The 19183-nt window shown below is 43.6% G+C and carries 15 protein-coding genes; 6 read left to right on the top strand and 9 right to left on the bottom strand.

What is annotated here, in order from left to right:
• Positions 1-2 precede the first annotated feature (2 nt).
• From UQW94_RS14170 to aspT, 4 genes are all read right to left on the bottom strand, one after another.
• Positions 3-1172 (bottom strand): patatin-like phospholipase family protein, encoded by a 1170-nt coding sequence (locus UQW94_RS14170; protein ID WP_017634571.1) that lies wholly within the window; start codon positions 1170-1172, stop codon positions 3-5.
• Between the two features lie 210 nt (positions 1173-1382).
• Entirely contained in the window at positions 1383-2240 is an 858-nt protein-coding gene (pdxY, locus tag UQW94_RS14165) for a pyridoxal kinase PdxY (RefSeq protein ID WP_151514840.1), read from the bottom strand.
• 125 nt (positions 2241-2365) lie between these two features.
• Positions 2366-3961, bottom strand: coding sequence for a bifunctional aspartate transaminase/aspartate 4-decarboxylase (locus UQW94_RS14160; RefSeq protein ID WP_322142314.1), 1596 nt, complete (start codon positions 3959-3961; stop codon positions 2366-2368).
• Positions 3962-4056: 95 nt separating this feature from the next.
• On the bottom strand, positions 4057-5772 hold the full coding sequence (aspT, locus tag UQW94_RS14155; RefSeq protein WP_322142313.1) for an aspartate-alanine antiporter: 1716 nt from the start codon (positions 5770-5772) through the stop codon (positions 4057-4059).
• Positions 5773-6198: 426 nt separating this feature from the next.
• Here aspT and UQW94_RS14150 point away from each other — a divergent pair, with 426 nt between their 5' ends.
• From UQW94_RS14150 to UQW94_RS14125, 6 genes are all read left to right on the top strand, one after another.
• Positions 6199-6411 (top strand): DUF1656 domain-containing protein, encoded by a 213-nt coding sequence (locus UQW94_RS14150; protein WP_322142312.1) that lies wholly within the window; start codon positions 6199-6201, stop codon positions 6409-6411.
• Positions 6412-6421: 10 nt separating this feature from the next.
• Positions 6422-7285, top strand: coding sequence for an HlyD family secretion protein (locus UQW94_RS14145; protein ID WP_322142311.1), 864 nt, complete (start codon positions 6422-6424; stop codon positions 7283-7285).
• A 13-nt stretch (positions 7286-7298) separates the two neighbouring features.
• Positions 7299-8654: an FUSC family protein gene (locus UQW94_RS14140; RefSeq protein ID WP_318133773.1), complete on the top strand. Its 1356-nt coding sequence runs from the start codon at positions 7299-7301 to the stop codon at positions 8652-8654.
• A gap of 302 nt (positions 8655-8956) precedes the next feature.
• Positions 8957-10612 (top strand): hypothetical protein, encoded by a 1656-nt coding sequence (locus tag UQW94_RS14135; protein ID WP_064354002.1) that lies wholly within the window; start codon positions 8957-8959, stop codon positions 10610-10612.
• A gap of 209 nt (positions 10613-10821) precedes the next feature.
• Positions 10822-12861 (top strand): carboxylesterase family protein, encoded by a 2040-nt coding sequence (locus UQW94_RS14130; protein ID WP_322142310.1) that lies wholly within the window; start codon positions 10822-10824, stop codon positions 12859-12861.
• Between the two features lie 101 nt (positions 12862-12962).
• Positions 12963-14414 carry a phospholipase D family protein gene (locus tag UQW94_RS14125; RefSeq protein WP_322142309.1) on the top strand — a complete coding sequence of 484 codons (1452 nt, stop codon included), beginning with the start codon at positions 12963-12965 and terminating at the stop codon, positions 14412-14414.
• Between the two features lie 58 nt (positions 14415-14472).
• Here UQW94_RS14125 and UQW94_RS14120 read toward each other — a convergent pair whose 3' ends face one another.
• From UQW94_RS14120 to UQW94_RS14100, 5 genes are all read right to left on the bottom strand, one after another.
• Positions 14473-16131: an autotransporter assembly complex family protein gene (locus UQW94_RS14120; protein ID WP_322142308.1), complete on the bottom strand. Its 1659-nt coding sequence runs from the start codon at positions 16129-16131 to the stop codon at positions 14473-14475.
• A gap of 336 nt (positions 16132-16467) precedes the next feature.
• Positions 16468-16932 (bottom strand): DUF2846 domain-containing protein, encoded by a 465-nt coding sequence (locus tag UQW94_RS14115; RefSeq protein WP_005377099.1) that lies wholly within the window; start codon positions 16930-16932, stop codon positions 16468-16470.
• Between the two features lie 169 nt (positions 16933-17101).
• Positions 17102-17728 (bottom strand): LysE family translocator, encoded by a 627-nt coding sequence (locus UQW94_RS14110; RefSeq protein ID WP_322142307.1) that lies wholly within the window; start codon positions 17726-17728, stop codon positions 17102-17104.
• Positions 17729-18055: 327 nt separating this feature from the next.
• Positions 18056-18682 carry a LysE family translocator gene (locus UQW94_RS14105; RefSeq protein ID WP_025768094.1) on the bottom strand — a complete coding sequence of 209 codons (627 nt, stop codon included), beginning with the start codon at positions 18680-18682 and terminating at the stop codon, positions 18056-18058.
• Between the two features lie 129 nt (positions 18683-18811).
• Positions 18812-19165: a DUF1428 domain-containing protein gene (locus tag UQW94_RS14100; protein WP_017821465.1), complete on the bottom strand. Its 354-nt coding sequence runs from the start codon at positions 19163-19165 to the stop codon at positions 18812-18814.
• Positions 19166-19183: the final 18 nt, after the last annotated feature.

Here is a 19183-nt window from a genome sequence, read left to right as displayed (position 1 = left end):
TATTAAGGGAGTTCAGTTACCCAAAGTTGCCCTTGGGTGGCTTTTTTGAATCCATATTCGTAAATCGTCAGCAAGTAGCGGTGATCGAACATATCTTTCGTTACTTTGGCGTATCTGAAATCTTGATCAATGTAGGTAAACTGCATCTCGATATCGTTGATTTCACTGATGTATTTCATTCGATAGAGATCACCACGAGTTTGCGCTAGCGTAAGGCTTGAGACACTCTTCGATACCAAGTCCAAACCTTTGTCTTTTAGTGGACGATACGGCGCTTTTAACGCACCATTGCGAATCACATCCAACTGAGGCGCTTTTTCTAACCCCAAAGCATCTGAGATTTGTTGATAGTTGAAGTTAGACGGATTAAAGAACACCTGCGCTGCGAGACCGCCATCTACGTGTAACTCCTCAAGTGTTTCTCCATCATGTTCAACATCGATAAATTGTGGAGGGAAAACACCAGGGATCGATGCGCTCGCAGCAAGCACCTTGTAAATAAGTTCAGATTTGTCCGCTAAATCACTGTTCGCAATCGCACCAATATTCCAAATCACCAGTTCGCCTGAATCAAAATGGGTACTGCCAATAAAGAGGCGTTTACCATTGCGGTGTTGCTGAGCCATCGCCTCGATCATGGGCTCAGGGTAAGCGTCTGCGATGAAATCATAGAGGTTCTCACCATCGGTAAACGCGTCCTTAAACAAGGTATTTAAGAAGTTCTTCTTACCCAAAATATTCTTATCATTGATGTTGAGCATGACTTCTTTCATCTTTGGCATCGCATCACCGCCAATGAAAACAAAAGGAGCGATTAGGGCACCCGCACTGACTCCAGTAATGATGGCATAATCTTTTAGCTCCCCCTTTTCCTGTAGCCCCATCAAAACGCCGGCCCCGTATGCGCCGTTTACGCCACCACCCGATAAGGCCAAAATATTGAGCTGTTCACCCTCTACTTTGATCGGTGTGGTTTGATTGTGCGCTGAGTAGAGAAAATCCGGCGCTTCATTGGCCCACATTCGAAGTGGCTCATTTGGTGTCGAACTCGCGATCTCGACATCTTTATAGTTGCTTTGAGAAACACGAACATCCAGCGTATGAGGTGAACTACAAGCTACTATCAGCAGCGAAAGTGCAACCGTCACACCAGAGGAAATTAAACGATTCATAATCAGTCTCATTTAATGTTCTCTGGCGTATGACCAGAGACTCAGTTTGAAGTTAATTGGGTCAAAATGAAGTCCGTTTCGTTGTGTGGAGTTACTATAGCTAGGCACGGCTAAACCCCATAATCGCGATTGTAGGATGCTATCCATCAAAGCAATTATGCCAAGTTTCTATATGCTAACTTTACGCTTCTCCGTTAATTAGGTACTGCGCTAAGCAATTTTCACGACGTTGAACTCATGCGTCGGTTCGACAAATTCGTATTGGGCATTGATCGTCTGTAGCTCCCATGTGCCATAGCCTTTGGTGATCTCCAATACACCGTAAACGGCGTTATGTGTATGACGAAAGGCTGCGACAGGAGACATCTTCTTCACCAAACAAGAGGTAAAAATCGCAGAAATTAAATCACCGACACCGACTGGCTGCATAGCAAATTCAACACTAGGGCGTTGGGCCAAATAGCTTGCTTTCGGCGTCGCTAAAATCATACTGAAGGCGTCATCTGTTAGAGCATGCAGATGTTTCACCAATACCATTTTCGGTCCTAACTCTAAGGCTTTTTTACATGCAGTGACCGCATCATAAAGAGAGTCAATTTTCACACCTGTTAACTCGCTCAGTTCAAACTGGTTAGGAACAATCACATCAGCGATGGGCAACAAGCTATGGCTTATCGCTTCTTTGACACCGTCTGCCACAATGCAACCTTTGTCTGGATCACCCATAACTGGGTCACACACATAAAGTGCACTATGGTTACGCGATTTGACTAAACTTACCGCTTCGGCCACCGCTAGACATTGCTCTGCGCTGCCTTGATAACCGGACAGTATCGCGCCACATTCGCCTAACTTCTCAATGTTATCTAAGCCTCTCATTAGAGAATGAATTTCATCTGCCCCAAACTTCTGTCCAGTCCAACCTTGCTGGTACTGAGTGTGATTTGAAAACTGAACCGTGTGAATTGGCCATACTTCGAGGCCCATTCTCTGCATTGGGAAGACTGCAGAACTGTTTCCGGCGTGGCCATAAACCACATGAGATTGAATAGAAATAATACTTTTCATAAGTCACTCTTAATTGAGAAGTTTGTTAGCTTGGCGACTAAATAAACACAATGACGTACACTGTGCTTATTTGGTCGGAATAGCCTCGACAACGCCGAGGCTTATTCTTAATCAGGCTGGATTCATTAGCCTTGGAATTCAGCAAAGTACTCATCCAACACTTTGCGTGTTGCACGACCGATAAGCTCGTATTCGTGGTGAGTAAGGTTTGCTAGCGAAACTCGAACTGATGCATGCACTACATCGAAGCCTTGGCCTGGAAGTAGGATAACGCCGGTTTCATGTGCAAGGCGGAACAGGAAGTCTTTGCCCTTCTCGCTCGCTTTGAACCATTCAACGAATGCTGGTCCGTACAATTTGCCGCCCAGAGTGTCGAGCTCAAGCAGTGTGTAGTAGTCCACACGATCTTTGTTTTCTTCAATTTCTACACCCATGTTTTTGTACAGAGTTTTGTAACGCTCGCGGATGATGCGTTTACATGCTTCTTTGTAGTTTTGTTCCGAGTCCATCAAGCAGTTCAAAGAGAACAGCGCCATTTGAACTTGTTGAGGAAGAGACAAACCTGCTGTGTGGTTAAGCGCTACGCTGCGGCTGTCTGCTACGATACGGTCAATAAACTTAATCTCACGAGGTTCCGGAGTCAGTGTTTTGTAACGATCGTCCAACTCAAGTTGACGCGCTTCAGGAAGGCTGCGCATTGCATCGTCAAACACGTTGTTGTGTTGAATCGCAATCGAGCCTAAACGCCAGCCTGTTGCACCGAAGTACTTAGAGAACGAGTAAACACAAAGCGTGTTGTATGGAAGTTTCGCGAACAGTGAGACAAAGTCGTCCGCAAATGTGCCGTATACATCGTCAGTCACAATGAACAGGTCGCTACGTTCGTTGTTCACGAAGTTTGATAGGTTATCCAGAGTTTCATCCGAGAACTTCACAGACGCTGGGTTTGCTGGGTTAACAACACAAAGCAGTTTGATGCCTGTATCTGCAAGCTTTTCGATTTCAGACATCGGCAGTTGCCATGTTGTCTCATCCAGACGTAGTTCAACGATTTCCAGTTTGTATTCACTCAGTTCTGGAATCTCTAGGTACGGCGTAAAGATTGGAGTGATTAGCGCAACCTTGTCACCTTTCTTCAATAAACCGTTGTTGAACATAGTTTGGAACGTGTACGTCATAGACGCCGTACCGCCTTCCGTTGCAAACAGATCGAAGTCTGTTGTCATTGGCATTGGGCCGTACATCTCTTCTGCAATGTATTGCTTCACAACGGTTTCGATGTTCGTCAACATACGTGGTGGCACTGGGTAGTTACATGCAAGGTATGCGTTAACCAGTTCATTCAAGAATGCTTGTTTCTCTAGACCCAAACGGTCTTTTGCGTAGCTCAGCGACTTTTCCAAGAACTGTACGCCTTGGTCTTGTTTATTCTTGCTTGCAAACGTATCGAAGCGTTCAACAATGCCCACACCATCTGGAATGCCACCGAAACCACCATCTAGGTATGAATAAGTGCGCTCGGCTTCCAATATTGCGAACTCACCCAAACGAATGAACGCTTTACGTGGTAGTGTCGCAAGAAAATTAGGATTACCACGACCTGCATCTAATAACGCGCGGTCAGGAACAGTTTGTGCCACTTCAATTAGTTTATCTTTTAATTCAAATGGGCTTAAATCTGCAAATTTTGAAAAATCAATTGTTGTGTTTTGCGTAGTCATAATATTTACCTGAATCTATTATTTAGTAAAATTTGGATAATACTTCCCCTACCGCCTATTTAATTAGGCGATAAGCGTGTTCGAATTTATTTAAATTACATGCCTGCGTTTAAAGTAATAATGCCGACAATAATTGGACCCCATAGGGTAAGCAGTACATTGGCGACTGCATAAGTCACAGTGAATGAGAATACTGGCGTTGCGTTACCTGTTTTTTCCATTAAAGCCGCGAATGCTGGGTTCGCACTTCGTCCACCTGTCACACAGCCAAGTGCTTCAACCGGGTTCTTAATCTTCAATACAAAATATGAGAAGAAGAACGAAATAATCTGAGGGATAATCGTTACACCCATGCCAAGGAACAACAGAGACATACCGTGTTCTTTGATGGTGTCGACCGCTTGAGGGCCAGCCTCAAGGCCAACAATGCCTACAAATGCTGCCAAACCGAAATCTCGAATAAAGTTTGCGGCACCCACAGGAAACTGAGCAACATGCGGATTGCGGCTACGCAACCAACCGACAATCAAACCTGAGATCAAACAACCTGCACCAGAACCGATAGTGACGGGAATACCAGCAATCTTAAAACTGATTAGACCAATTAATAGGCCAACCACCATGCCCATACCAAGCACGACTAAGTCAGTCACGTTTGCTGAGCCCATTCGCTGACCAATGTTTTTCTCAACGCGATTGATGTCTTTTGCGGTACCTGTAAGCTGGATGACGTCGTTTTTCTTCACCACAAGATCCGGCGTCATTTCAATTGAGTTGCCTTCACGAATATAGTCTGTCACATAAATACCGCGCATAGAGCCTTGGTTCGAAGCCTCTTTAATCTCTTGCAGCGACTTACCAATCAGTTTGCGGTTGTCTGCGATCAGTTGACGGTTTTCTTCTATAACTTCATAGCCTTCTGGAAGTGCAATCTCGTTGTCAGCCAAATCATCTTGCAGCTGATGTACTGCATTACGGCGGCCTGTTACAACAATGACATCCCCTTCTTTCAGTGCTGTGAATTTGTCCACGTCTAGCACTTTGCCATCGCGTTGAATCAATTCAATACAAGCAGCCAGAGCGTGTTGGTTTAACTGAGCTAAGGTTTTGCCTGCTAGCCCACCATCTTTGCTCACTTTAAATGCTCGTGTAACCAGCGCTGTGACAGCGTTGAACTCACCCGGCGCTAAATCACGCTTACCATTTGAGTTTTTCTCTTCTAGAGCAATCGCTTCTGCTCGGATATCCCACTTCATCAGTGTTGGGAATACCCATGTCACCATCAGAATTGGACCAAGCGAACCAAAGATGTACGTAACTGCGTAGCCTACTGCGACGTTGGTCTGCATTAGGTGCTTCGCTTCTTCTGTCACACCACCAAGACGTGCGATCGCATCACCCGCTGTACCGATGATTGCCGATTGAGTCAAACCACCAGCTGCAAGGCCTGCTGCCGTACCTCTGTCTAGATCGAACATCCAAGCTGCTGCTAGTACACAAAGCAGGCCAGACACCGTCATCACTACAGCGGAAAGTAGAATGTTGATGGTTCTAAAGTTCAGTGCTTTGAAGAACTGCGCACCACCTTGATACCCTACTGCGTAAATAAAGAGCGCAAAGAAAATGCTTTTTACGCCGGGATCAATATGAACACCAAATTGCCCAATAATTACACCCATTAATAATGTTCCCGCAACACCGCCAAGAACAAATCGACCAATGGTAATTTTACCTACCATATAACCGAGAGAGAGCGTAATAAAGAGAGCAACAAATGGTGCCATGTCAAAAAGGTTAGAAATAATTTCCATGACAATTTTACTCTTACTAATAAATATAGAACTCAAATAATCTAACGAATAATCTGTCACTCATATTTGTTGGATTATTTAATTTAAAAAGCATCTCGTTTGCTTCGAAGCGAATATTAGAAACAAAACCTCACAACTCGTAATCCCATTTGAAGGATGAAACCATCACTTCGCATATTCAAAAGCAAACATTGAACAATAATTGTCGAAAATTTAATAACTTAGTGGTCTTAAATGAGCATCAAATAAATTGGAAAATAAATTTATTTTTATGTTCACTGTCCAAAAAGCTACTTTGTTGCGCTATTCCCTCTATATAGCGCATGACACCTTTCTCTTGATGGATTAGATCCTACAAAAGCGATTATCACTGATGCCATCACTTGCCTTATCTTTACATTCATCAAGTTAATAGAGAAAAACACCATGAACTCAATGCCACATGAACTTGTGTGGGGCGAAGCTTACTTCCCTCCCTTGTTGCTGGTTATTGCATTGGCTTACATGCTCACCATTTTGGTTGGAACCGTTGCAACAAAACTGGGGCTCCACAAATACGTTGCATTTCCCGCGCTCGCTGAGCTAAGCCTAATTGTGATTTTTACTGGCGTTATTGGTCGATTCATTAACATATTTTGAGGCAAATTCCGTGATAAAACGTTATCTCATCACACTGCTACTACTGTGTTCAGCTGGCACCGTGATTTTCAGCTACTACCAATCATACACTGACAACCCATGGACTAGAGATGGCCAAGTTAGCGCGCACATCGTTTCTATAACCCCCCGCGTGACAGGACAAATCATCCAAGTCTACGTTGAAGACAATTCGCAAGTGAAACAAGGCGATTTGCTGTTTGAGATTGACCCAAGCATCTATAAAGCGGCGTACCACAAAGCGCTAGCAGCTCAAAAGCAAGCCATTGCATTACTAGCAAAGGCCAAAAATGAAGAGCAGCGAGCACTTAAGTTAGAAAAGCGCACACCTGGCGCTGTACCTGTACTGACATTGAATAACCTAGACAATGCGGTGGAGACAGCCGTTGCCAACGTAGAGCTCGCGAAAGCCAATGTTGAAGAAGCCAAGCTAAACCTTGATTACACAAAAGTTTATGCGCCAACGAATGGTTATATCACTAATTTGAACTTACGCGTCGGCTCTCAAGTCGTCGCTAACTCCCCAATCGTGGCTTTGATTGATGAAGACAGCTTTTGGATCGAAGGATATTTCAAAGAAACGGATTTAGTTGGCGTTGATCCACAAGATAAAGCCTACGTGACCTTAATGATGCACAATGAAGCTGTGCTGGAAGGCAAAATCAAAAGCATTGGCTACGGCATTGCGAAGCAAGATGGTAGTACTGGTAACGATCTTTTGCCCAATGTGAACCCTAACTTTCAGTGGATACGCTTAGCTCAACGCATTCCAATTAAAGTTAAATTAGATCACTTACCGAAAGATTTTCAACTACGTGTTGGTATGACGGCCTCTATCAAAATCATCAAACAATAATGCGGTGGAATGTATGTTTAATGCCTCAACCAAAGAAGCAATCAAAGCTGCGCTGTCTATCGTTATCGCGATCTGCCTTGCCTTATGGTTTCAATGGGAGAAACCGTATTGGGCAGCGATCGCAGTCGCGGTAATGGCATTAAATGAAAGCTTCGCTCACTCAATAAACAAAGGTCATAATCGCTTATTAGGAACCCTCCTTGGCATCGGTTATGCCTTTTTCCTCATCACGACGTTTTCTCAAGATCGCTTTTTGTTTCTCACCTTCTTCACCTTGTTTTTAGGTGCGTGCATTTTTATGTCGAGCGACGAAAAGTATGGTTATGTGTTCTCTATCGGTTTTGCTGTGTGCTCCATCATCGCATGTATGGGAGGATTTGATAGTCAAGCAACGTTCCACTTCGCTGTTCTTCGCATGCAAGAGACGATTCTTGGTGTGATCACGTTTTCTGTTGTGTACCGATTAGTCTGGCCAGTCAGTACAGAACAAAACTTCATTCAACGTTTTGAGACCAGCAGAGAGGCGATGCTTAACGCTATGAAATCGCCCAATGATATAGATATTGAAGCTCTTGAGACCAACAGCGCCAACATAGAAAAGTTGTTCCAACTGGTCGGCTTACCACTTACTGGCAGCTACCACTTGAAAGAACATCGTCAGCTATGGCGTGCGCGTTTAAATGAGATGGCACAAATCCAAGACCGATTGCTAGAACAAGCAGATAAATCGCAAAGTCGTGAGATCGATTGGCCAACGCTAACGCAGCAACTTCAAAGCTTTGATATTAGAAATCCAAGTACTTCGCTCATTGGTCACGTTGCTTGTGTCATGCAAAGAGAGAAAAACACAGTTTGGCATCACGAGCATCGAACGTTTATCCAGCATTTGAATGAAGACGGCAGAAAGGTATTGCAAGGTGTATCCATGTTCGTCACTTCTTTGTTGATCTGGATTTATCTGCCCGTACCCGGAGGTTTCATTTTTCCGATGCTAGCAGGCGTGTTCTCTTCAATCGTTCCTACTATGCCACCAAGCATTATTAAAGATGCATTTTTTGGTGTGATAGGCACTGGCACGGTGATTCTATTGCAATACATTTTCATAATGCCAATGATGACCGAGCTTTGGCAGCTTGGGCTATTCTACTTCATCAACATCATCGTAATTTGGAAGGTATTTTCCACACCAAAACTGATGGTACACAGAATTCTAGGTATTAACTTATTGGTTGTCTTGACATCAGGAGCGCTCAATTTAACCCCAGCGTATCGAATTGAAACACCATTGCTCATGCTGGTAAACATTATGATCATTTTGATGATTGCCAAGTTGTTTACTGATCTGTTTCGTGTTCGCGTTACGGCCTAAGCGTCACCTCTGTTCTTGAAACTAAAGCCCTGCATTGCTTCTGCTATGCGGGGCTGTTTGTTTGTGAGCTAGCCATTATTTCTTCGTAACCCATAAAGCGAGGATAGTATCCATCAAAAGCGATTAACGGAATCTCTCTTCACCTCATAAAATCCTCTCATTGATTCACGAAATGCAATCGAAAACCATGCATTCACAACATCAATCACAGCAAACATATCTATCTAACTGAACAAGAAGTTCAGTGACACATTAACTGTCTGAGTCTCGAAGGTTTGAGACTATTCAGAGTGGAAACTGTCATGAGTTTTTTTGAATTACGCGCCGGCAAGACGTCTTCTCTTACTGTGCTCGCGAGCGCACTAATGCTTACTACCCCCACTTTTGGCTTCGCCGCTGAAGAGACGACGACCTACAACGAAGTAATCGAGCAAGGCCGAGCACTGTTCGACAAATACGGTATCAGTCATGATTTACCAAAACTGGCCATCAGCTCTCTAGTTCAAGGCGAGCATTTGGTCGAGCATGCCCACCGAAGTGTTAAAATCGGTGATAGCGTTCGCGATTCGTCCGTCTACTTGGTTAAGAACACCGATAACAAAGGCAACATTGATCTGCGTATCAAGTACAACCCTGAACAACTCGATGAAAATGAAAAAGTACTTGATGAGATCGAAGCTTTCACACGAACAGAATACCGCCTTCGAAACTACGCGGAGAGTTTTGATCCGTCATCAGTAAGAGCCAAAGAGGATCAGAATGGTAATGTGATCATCAGTTTTAATTACTCAAAATACGGTCTTCCTCAAGATATCGCCTACTTTCGCTTTTTAAGCGTTGATATTGAGTTGGTTAATGGTGAACCGAAACGTATGGTCATTACCAACGATAAACCGTTCACACATCACAACTACCAAGTGGATTCTTACGATCAAGAGATCCTCTTCCAGAAGTTAGCGTCAGGCAAAATTGCGATTGCCAGTAAAAACACCAAGATAGTTGGTTCAAAGAAAAATAAACCCCTCGAAATGATGAGCAGCGTAAAACCGGTAGCGATTTATGAAGATAAGCTTGGCGTGCAAGTACTAGACGAAAAACGCTTGAATGAGGTCTCTGATCCACGCATGCAAGAAGCCAGTGTTAAGCTAGACCGAGTTTTTCCTTTAATGGGTGATATGGTTCGTCGTCAAGGTATCGATTTGCCTCTGCCGTTTGGTGTGTCGCTAGCGTATCGAAATCAAGATATGAATATTCCATTTAATGATTTCACGATTGAAGGCATCGGCCTTAATGAACTGTTTGATCCAGAAGACAGTGTCGGCATCGTGAGTGCTGAGAGCATGACGCTTCGTGGCGATGTAAACATCCTGCCATTTTGGAATGTATTTGGTTACATCGGAAAAGTTAATGTCGATGCCAATGTTGATGCCGCCTACACGGGTGAAGGTGGCCAGTACATAAAAGATAAGCTGAACGATAAACTGCCAGGATTAGGTGATAAGTTTTGCGATGGTTTATCTGCACTTTGTAGTCGCGGACGCCTAGACGTGCCGCTGCATTTGGAATATGACCTTCGTGGTATAGGTACAACCCTTTCGGTTGGCTATAAAGAATTCTTTGCTTCTGTCACTGGTACCTATTCGCAAACTCGCTTAAAGGGCTTAGATGATTGGGGCGATGGTATTGTTACTGTACAGCCGATGTTGGGTTATCAACTTGTCGATTATCGCACGCAGTTTTTTGTCGGAGCAGAATATCAAGGACTGGACGCTCGAATGGACGGGCATGTAAAAAGTGGTGATATCGAATTCGATTACGACATTGGTGTAGATCTTAATCAATGGGCGTTTTTGACTGGTTTCAATAAGCAAATCGGCAAAAACTACAACCTGACCTTTCTCTATAACAAAGGGGAAACTCGAGAGTCAGTAACCTTAAATCTTGGTTACCGTTTCTAGCTCTCATAAAGAGCCCGCCCCTAGACGATGGTAGGACTGCATCCTACAAAGGCGATTACTGAAACTGTCGCCGATGTCCTACCATTTGAGCCATCAATACAACAAGCCATCCAACCATTCACGGATTAATGCCAAAGCGTCAGGACGTCGCTTGTTAGATGCCGTTTAACATTTTCGGTGTACGCACCAAATGACTTTTGGACATAACAATGACTTTACTCAATCGCTCAACTTTAGCCATTACCATCACTCTTGCCTTAGCAGCTTGCAGTGATGACTCTGGTAAACCTAGCGTTCCTAACGGCCCGAAGCCACTACAACCCTTACCACCAGAGCAAATCGCTTTGGAAATTGGCGATGCAACCATTCAAGCGACCAAAGAGTCCCTTGTCATCACGCCTCTTGATGCGGATGAAAAACTGGCAGCGGTAGAGGCGTTCAAAGGTATCCAGTTTGCGCAAGCAGACCGCTTTCAGCACAGCATTGCGGTCCCACTTGAAGGCGATGTTGATGCGACTCAGTTCGGTGATGCGTGTCCGCAATTAAAAACCACGACACAAACGCAATCAGAAAATTGTTTGAACCTAAACATTTGGCGACCTGCCGGGACAGAAGCGTACGCAGATTTGCCAGTTTATGTCTTTATTCACGGTGGAGACTTTGAATACGGCGCGGGCTCAGAACCGCTGATTCATGGTGATATGGTGGTTGCACAAGGTGCTGACGATGGTAACCCGTTTATTGCAGTTACTTTTAACTATCGTTTGGGCTTGCTAGGCAGTGTTTGGATCGATGGTTTGGACAACCCTGAGGGCGGTAACTTTGGTCTAGGCGATCAAAAACACGCGCTTGAATGGGTTCAACAAAACATAGAGGCATTCGGCGGCAATCCGCAAAACGTGACACTCATGGGTCAAGGTGCGGGTGCCATGTCTGTGGGAATTTTACAGCAATCAAAAGGCGATGCTGCAATCGCAGGTGAGCACTTTCAACGTGCCATCATGCAAAGCAACGCTTACGGCTTTGAATATAAAAGTTACGATGTTGCCAAGAGCCAAAGACCAGAGCAAAGCGTTGAAGATCTTGCGTTACTGCCACTTGAAGAGGTTATGAAGGTACAGAGCGAGATGCTTGACCCTATTCAACGTCTTAAGAACTGGGTACTGACCGCCGCGAATATTCCGGTTATCAGTCCAACACGCGACAACAGCCCATTAGCTACGTTGATGCCATTTTCGCCTTACATCGAGCATCGCCCACCAGCGTTTCTAGTGAAAGAAGTACCGGGCTATCACTTTACTGAACAAGCGATTGAGAGTGAATGGATCGTACCGACGGTAATTGGCTCAAACAGTGCAGAAAGCAATACTCTGGGCATGCTGCCGAGCCTGACATTTTTGATCCCAACTATTATTGAAATCTTGAGCCAAGAAGCGCCAGAAATCATTGAAAGTGGTGACGAAACCTTAATCGTCGAATACATGGTTGAGTGGCTAGAATCGGAAACGAACTTAAACCGTTTACGTGCTGAATATCGTTCATTACTCAGCGATTCAGCTTCAATTGAACTCGATCTTTCTGACTTATTGGAACTGCTGCCTAGCACCGCTTATGAGGCGATGACTAAGTTGTTCTTCGGTTTGGGGAACTCCGATTCAACCACGGAGTTACTTGCTCTGGCTGACTTCTTCCCTAACCATGAAAGCGAACTGAATGGCGCGGCCAAAAACATGCAGCAATTCAAAACCACGTTGCATGATTTGCTCTTCACGGGTCCAAACCGTCATAAAGTTTCAACTGAAGAAGCAACAGGAGCAACGCCAAGCTTCTACTACTTTGACTACAAACCTGGATTCAACGTATGGACTTACAACACCAAAGGTGAAAATGGCGATCTCGACGTTGGCGATTTACTCAAAAGCATCAGTTGTATTGTGGGCGCTTGCAATGCATCGGAATTACCATTTGTGTTTAATAAAGCATTAAAACTCGATGGTTCAAGTGTTCGTCCAGGTAGCAAAGACAAAGCAATGATGAACGAACTCTCTCGTATGTGGTTTAGCGAACGTTTATTTGAGGACTTCCAATACAGCAGTGCGACTGACCGAGTATTGCTGATCGATAACGATGGCGGCATTCAATCCACGCAAGACTGGGACAATGCTCATCACTCAGGCATCGATCCAAAACTGCGCCAAGGTCGCCTCAACGGTCTCGAGGAGCTTGGGCTGATTCTGAGTCACATGTAACGTCATCTTCAGTCACTAAAAACTCGTTACCGAATACCTAAAAGCCAGTTCGCTGGCTTTTTTCATCCTTATTCCTTGAACATAATTAGGAAGGTTTACTCATGTTTCCTAACGCCCTCCGTGCTCTGCTACTCTTTATCTTCGGCGCGCTGTTGGTTGGCTGTGCTCAGCCCTACCCTCAAGTTGAACCGGATTTTGAAACCAATTGGCAAACTACTCAGCATCAATCCGAAGTTTACTTAATTCCTACCGCTCCAGAAGCCTTTGCTCGTCGTGTTGAACTGGTAAGAAACGCTCAGCAAAGCATCGATATGACTTACTTTTCTTGGGAGAGTGACACGCTTGGTTTGATGCTACTCAATGAACTCAAGCAAGCAGCAGATCGAGGCGTGCAAGTTCGACTCACTCTCGATGATTTATTGGTGTTTAACGAGAAATGGCTTGCTGATCTCAGCGCTCACGACAACATTCAAATCCGTTTATTCAATCCGTTTGATTCACGTAAGTCAGGTTGGATTGGTCGCGCCGTCAACTTCTCTACTCATCAACAACGTTTGGACAATCGTCTGCACGAGAAGTACTTCAACGTCGACCATCAATGGATGATTCTAGGTGGACGCAACATTGGCGACGACTATTTTGGTTACAGCCGCAAAGCCAACTTCTTTGATATGGATGTCTTGTTCAAAGGCAGCATTATTCGAGCGTTCGACCAGAACTACCAACAACTTTGGGACAGCGAGCATGTCACGCCAATAGAAAACATCGTTAACGTTACCCCAAACTATTCCGCGTTTACTAAAGCGCTTAATAAAGGTGAGAAAGACAAAAGCATCATTCTGGCGGAAGTTGAAAAACAGGTTAAACACCTGACCAGTCCCGACTTCATCGCTGCGCAAGTCACCCCCGTTTTCGACTCATTAAACAAGTTAGAAAACAACAAACCCTACTTTAGAAAACGTGCAGAACACCAAGTTTGGCAACAAATAACCTCTGCATCCAAAGCAGTGATATCAACGCCTTATGTGGTACCAAGTGATGGTGAATTTGTCTTTATTGATACCTTGATGGAGCAAAAAGCGGACATCACGTTAATGACGAACTCGTCTGCATCTAATGATTCTGGCTTTATTCCGGCTTATTACGAGGAGCATCGCCAAACTTTGTTGGATAAGGGCGTTCATATACTTGAGTACAAAAACCAAGCGAAAAATGATGACCATTACTTCCATGCGGATACTTATTATCACAACAAGACGGTGATACTCGATGATCGGCTAACTTATATCGGCTCATCAAACTTCGACCCAAGATCGGATTTCCTCAATGTGGAATTTGGTGTGTTGGTCCAAAGCGAAGCCTTTGCAGAACATGTCATGCACTACTTAACTCGACAACAAGATGAACTGTTTTGGCGAGTATCTCGAGATGGACAAGGCCAAACTCAGTGGCAATCAATGAATGAAACCCATACTAAGAATCCAAACTATGGTGGATGGCATAACGCGCCTAACTGGATATTCAAGAAACTGAATGGTGAGTTCGAACTCTAAACAATCAAGACTTAAAAAGGCTCTCTATCTGCAAGGATGAGAGCCTTTTTAATGCACGCTAAAACTGCGTGCCTAGTGAGAAGTGAACGCGGAATTGGTCTCCTTGTGGGGCATCTAAACCATAAGCAAAGTCCACTTTGACAGGCACGTATTTTGAGTTCCATATCAAACTCAACCCTGTTCCACTTTTCCAATCCACCCTTTTGTTGAAGGCATCACCAACATCATAAAATGCCCCAAGCCACAGTTGGCGGTAGACCTGATATTGATATTCCAACCCAGCAGTAAACATGTAACGAGCACCGGTTAAATCGCCATTTTCGTCTCTCGGAGAGATAGACTCATAACCATAACCACGAAGATTGCCGTCACCTCCCGCAAAGAAACGTAATGATGATGGAATATCGCTCAAAGTGTCAGCGACATTAATACCGACATTGGAACGAAAGTGAAACTTGTGTTTTTCACTAATATCCCACGACAGCACACTGTTGCCTTCAATGCGCAGCAAACGAGAATCCGAGAAAAAATTAGGGTCTGAGTATTCCAATGAGTAAACGTGACGGTGCTTTACTTCTAATTGATCGTTCTTGCGATCAAGCAGTGAAAATGTCACCCCCGGTAATAACAACTGTGATTCGTTATTCTCCGACGCTTGTCGATAACTTTCTTGCAAATAACGAACGTGCATGGTGCTTTGCCAATCACTGTCTAACTGCCAGTGTTTTTCAAACGATAAATCATTAGAAAAACTCGATGTGTCTCGATAGTCGACATGCTTAGATTCAAACTGAATCCCGTAGTAATCCGTTAGAACATTTTGGGTGGGAATTTTATAACCTAGTAATAGCGATTGTTCCGGTTTGGAAGCGTACGCTTGTGCCTCAAAACTGTGTCCACGTGCGTTATACCAAGGCTTGGTCCAGTTCAGCGAAGCGCGTAATCCCAAGTCTGTCGAATATCCACCACCGACTTGCACAATATTGCGTGAATTCGGCTCTGCGAGCACTTCTATCGGCACCTTATAGCCATCGGATGTCTCCTCGAAATCCGCTTTCACAATCACACTGCGAAACCAATCAGTATTGGAGAGGTCGGCCTGATATTGACTCAATTTCAAAGTGTCAAAATCGTCGCCCCTTTCAAATGTTCTCATCGCTTCTATTCGTGCCGTTTCGATACCCGACGTAAGGACAGACAGCTCTCCAAATTGGTAACGAGAACCACTAGCGAAATGCAGATTCACATGGGCTTGATTCACACTTGGAATGACTTCCAAAGACGATTCGATAAAACGTCCATCCAAGTAACCTTTTTGCTGAGCCAATGAAATCAAGTTTCGCTTTAGCGTATCGTACTCAGAATGAAGCAACGGCTGCCCTTGTTTAAGTTGAGCTTGATTAATTAGTTCGATGAAATCCTGATCATTACTGGCCTCTCCCGACACAGCAATATTAGATTTTTTGACCAACATCACCTCCCCAGCGTCAACCTCAAGCGTGATGAGATCATTCTCTGATCTCTGAACATTGAGCTCGGAATGATAGTAGCCATAAGGGTTTAACGCATTATTAACCATCTGCGTTAGTCGATTTGAGGTAATGTTTGAAACAGAGAGTTTCGTTAGTGGTGTAAGGTGACTTTCAAGATTTTTCTCTAATATTGGTGTTAGCCCTTTGATTTTAAATTGCGCTCCGAGTGCATGATGTAAAGGCATAGAAGCTAAAACTGATATACCTATTATTTGTTTAATGAGAGGAGACACACCGCTACCTAGTTTAGCAATACACTCGACAAGGTTAATGATGGAATGGCATATCTGTTAATCGCGTTTGTAGGATTGCTCCCTACGAAATCCTCTCGAAAATTCACGTTTCACAAGTAGATTCTTTGAACAATAAGTGGGCTCAAGCTAGGAGGTGGCAAATCATGCGGTCTGAAATAGGTATACTGTTTGCCAAAAATACAAAACCCAACGCTGAATGGATCTCATCAAGCGTTGGGTTACATTGATAATGTGTTTTTTAATCTAAAAAGCGGTCTGTTTGTAAAACTAGATCGAAGAACAGTTTCCTTTTTCTGCCATGTCGACTTTTAGTACTTCGGCTTTACCTTTGCTTTCGTCTACGAGTTCTACGCCCGCACCACCAACAAATACACCCATTTTAATGTATTGATTAACGAAATAGTTACGGCCCTCTTCCGTTAAGATAGTTAAGTGATTTTCAGAAAACTCAGACTCTGTACTTACTTGATGTTCTTTATTGCCTTCGACCTCATGGTAGAAGAATACACCAGGAGCGGTTTCACCAATACATTCCCCATCGACGTAAACATACTTTTTAAGCGCTGCTCCGACAAAAGCATCTTCTCGGTAAATGTAAATCCCTGCGTTCCCCTTTTGAGGTGCTTCAAATGATTTCATTTGATTTGATACTGTCGAATCAACAGTAGGAACAGAAGCACAACCTGACAAACCTAAAAGGAATGCGGAACACAGAATTACTTTATTTTTCATGTTATTAACCTAGCTACGATAAAATCGCGCCAACCATACTATAAATAAATACGTTCACTTATTGGTATTTTTGAAATTTGTGATTCAACCTATGCAATAGCACTCATTTAACGTATGGATTGAGCAAACATTAGCCATATAATAATCACGAGAATAAAATACCCCGTATCTAACGATCACTAAATGCCACTTTACTCGCTAGACTGATAAGTAGAATACCTGAAACACCTTCAAGAGTTCTTGAATAACGCTGAGAGTGTGGACGACTAAATACCCAATTACCCACAGAGGTGTACAAAACGTTACATGTCGTCGCAAGTACGCTGAACAGCAAGCCAAGTACTAATAATTGCATTGATGTTGAGCTTGCAGACGTATCAATAAATTGAGGCAGAAACGAGAGAAAGAATAGCGCTACTTTTGGATTCAAGACGCTGACGATAACTCCCTGAACAAACACATTTTTATTATTATCAACATTTTTGTTTTCAACGATTTTACTTTCTCCACGCCACATGGACAGTAATGACTGAACACCTAAATAAACTAGGTAAGCGGCCCCTAACCATTTAACAACGCTAAAAGCCAAAGATGAACTCAGAATTATTGCTGACAAACCTAAACATGCCGCTAGTGTATGAAAAAAGTAACCTACACCAAGCCCCAGAGCCGCTTTCAGCCCAGCAGATAATTTACCTTTCATTGTATTGGAAACAATATAAATTACATCAGGTCCAGGAATCATGTTGATAGCGAGACAAGCGACAACAAATAATAATAGTGAGTTTGAATCCATTCTTTTCTCCAAATTAACGTCTTGCGGGATAACATTTCATCGAACTACAAGTAATGCAACGTCCAGGTTTCAATTGGTTATATTTCGTATTAACAACACGTTACTAATACTACAGCACTGCGCGAAGAGCACAATCATGAACAGTGATACGAATTAAATTATGGGCCTTTGTTAGCCCTTTGAATGATAATATTTAGCATCATTTGGTTGTAAGCTTTTTCTAGCCAGCAGCTCTTATGGAAGTTAACATATCGGCTACTTAGTATACTTAACAGGCCGTCAAATCAGATAGATTATCTATTCTTATTTCTTCAAGCCTTTTGTGCTTCATTTTCCTGCCTCACTAAGCAGCAACTTAATACTTGCTACACCAAAAAATAACGCGAATACGCCTTCAAAAACTGCTTTGGATCTGAGATAGGTTTGTCTGACCTTTTTATGCGCGAAAAGAAAAGCATAGCCAAAGAAAACCAAAGCACTAACCAACCCCACAACAAAAATGACCGACAACAATTCCAACGGACTGGCCGTAGGAGGAACCCCTATCGAATAAAGCGCACCGAAAAACAGAATAGCCTTTGGGTTAGTTAAGTGAATTAACACTCCGGTTAAGTAGTTACCCTTCTTTGTCGTTACGTATGTTTTGGGTAACTTTAGCTGCTCGATGTTGCAGGCAGAATGTACGGACTTTAAAGCCAAATATAAAAGATAAAATGCCCCACAATATCTAAGAATTTCAAAAAGCCAAACATTGCTATAGAGTATGGTTGCGAGACCAAAAGCGGCTGAGGTTGACCAAAATAAAGACCCCGTTAAAACACCTGCAGCCAAATACCCACCAAAGCGTCGACCGTGGTTCATTGACGTGCCTGCTATCGCAAGAGTTGCAGGTCCGGGGCTAGCGATGGCAGCGATAGCTGATACGACAATCAGTGAATAATTTATCTCTTCCATTTTTACTCTAAGCCTCCAAATGGAGTTTTATCAACACTTATCGCGGAATACTCTATTGAACGTACGTCAGAAGCGTAATACTGATTAAAACACCAAGTGTCACGAATCGAGTTGAGATTCTTTGGTATTTTACTGCTCCAAAATAACATCAAATCCGCCATAAATGAGACGCTTTCCATCAAAGGGCATTGGGTTATTATCTGGACTCATTCGAGGATCACCCATGATCCGCTGCCACCCTGAGTCCCGAACTTCTTTTGAAGGCCAGACTACCCACGAAAACACAACTGTTTCGTTGCTTTCAGCGTTAACTGCCATGGGAAATGATGTGATCTCACCATCTGGTACTTCACTCCCCCACGTCTCAACAACCTTTAAGGCCCCAAACTCCCTGAACATTTCTGCTGCTATTTTTGCGTGTGCGATATACTTTTCTTTATTCGCTGTCGGTACTGCAGCGACAAACCCATCAATGTATGACATAAGTAAACTCCTTTCATT

It is taken from the genome of Vibrio sp. PBL-C16 (assembly GCF_034321865.1).
Taxonomy (GTDB): Bacteria; Pseudomonadota; Gammaproteobacteria; order Enterobacterales; family Vibrionaceae; genus Vibrio; species Vibrio alginolyticus.
The sequence above is the reverse complement of the archived record's forward strand: the minus strand, read 5'-3'. Positions and strand labels throughout refer to the sequence as shown.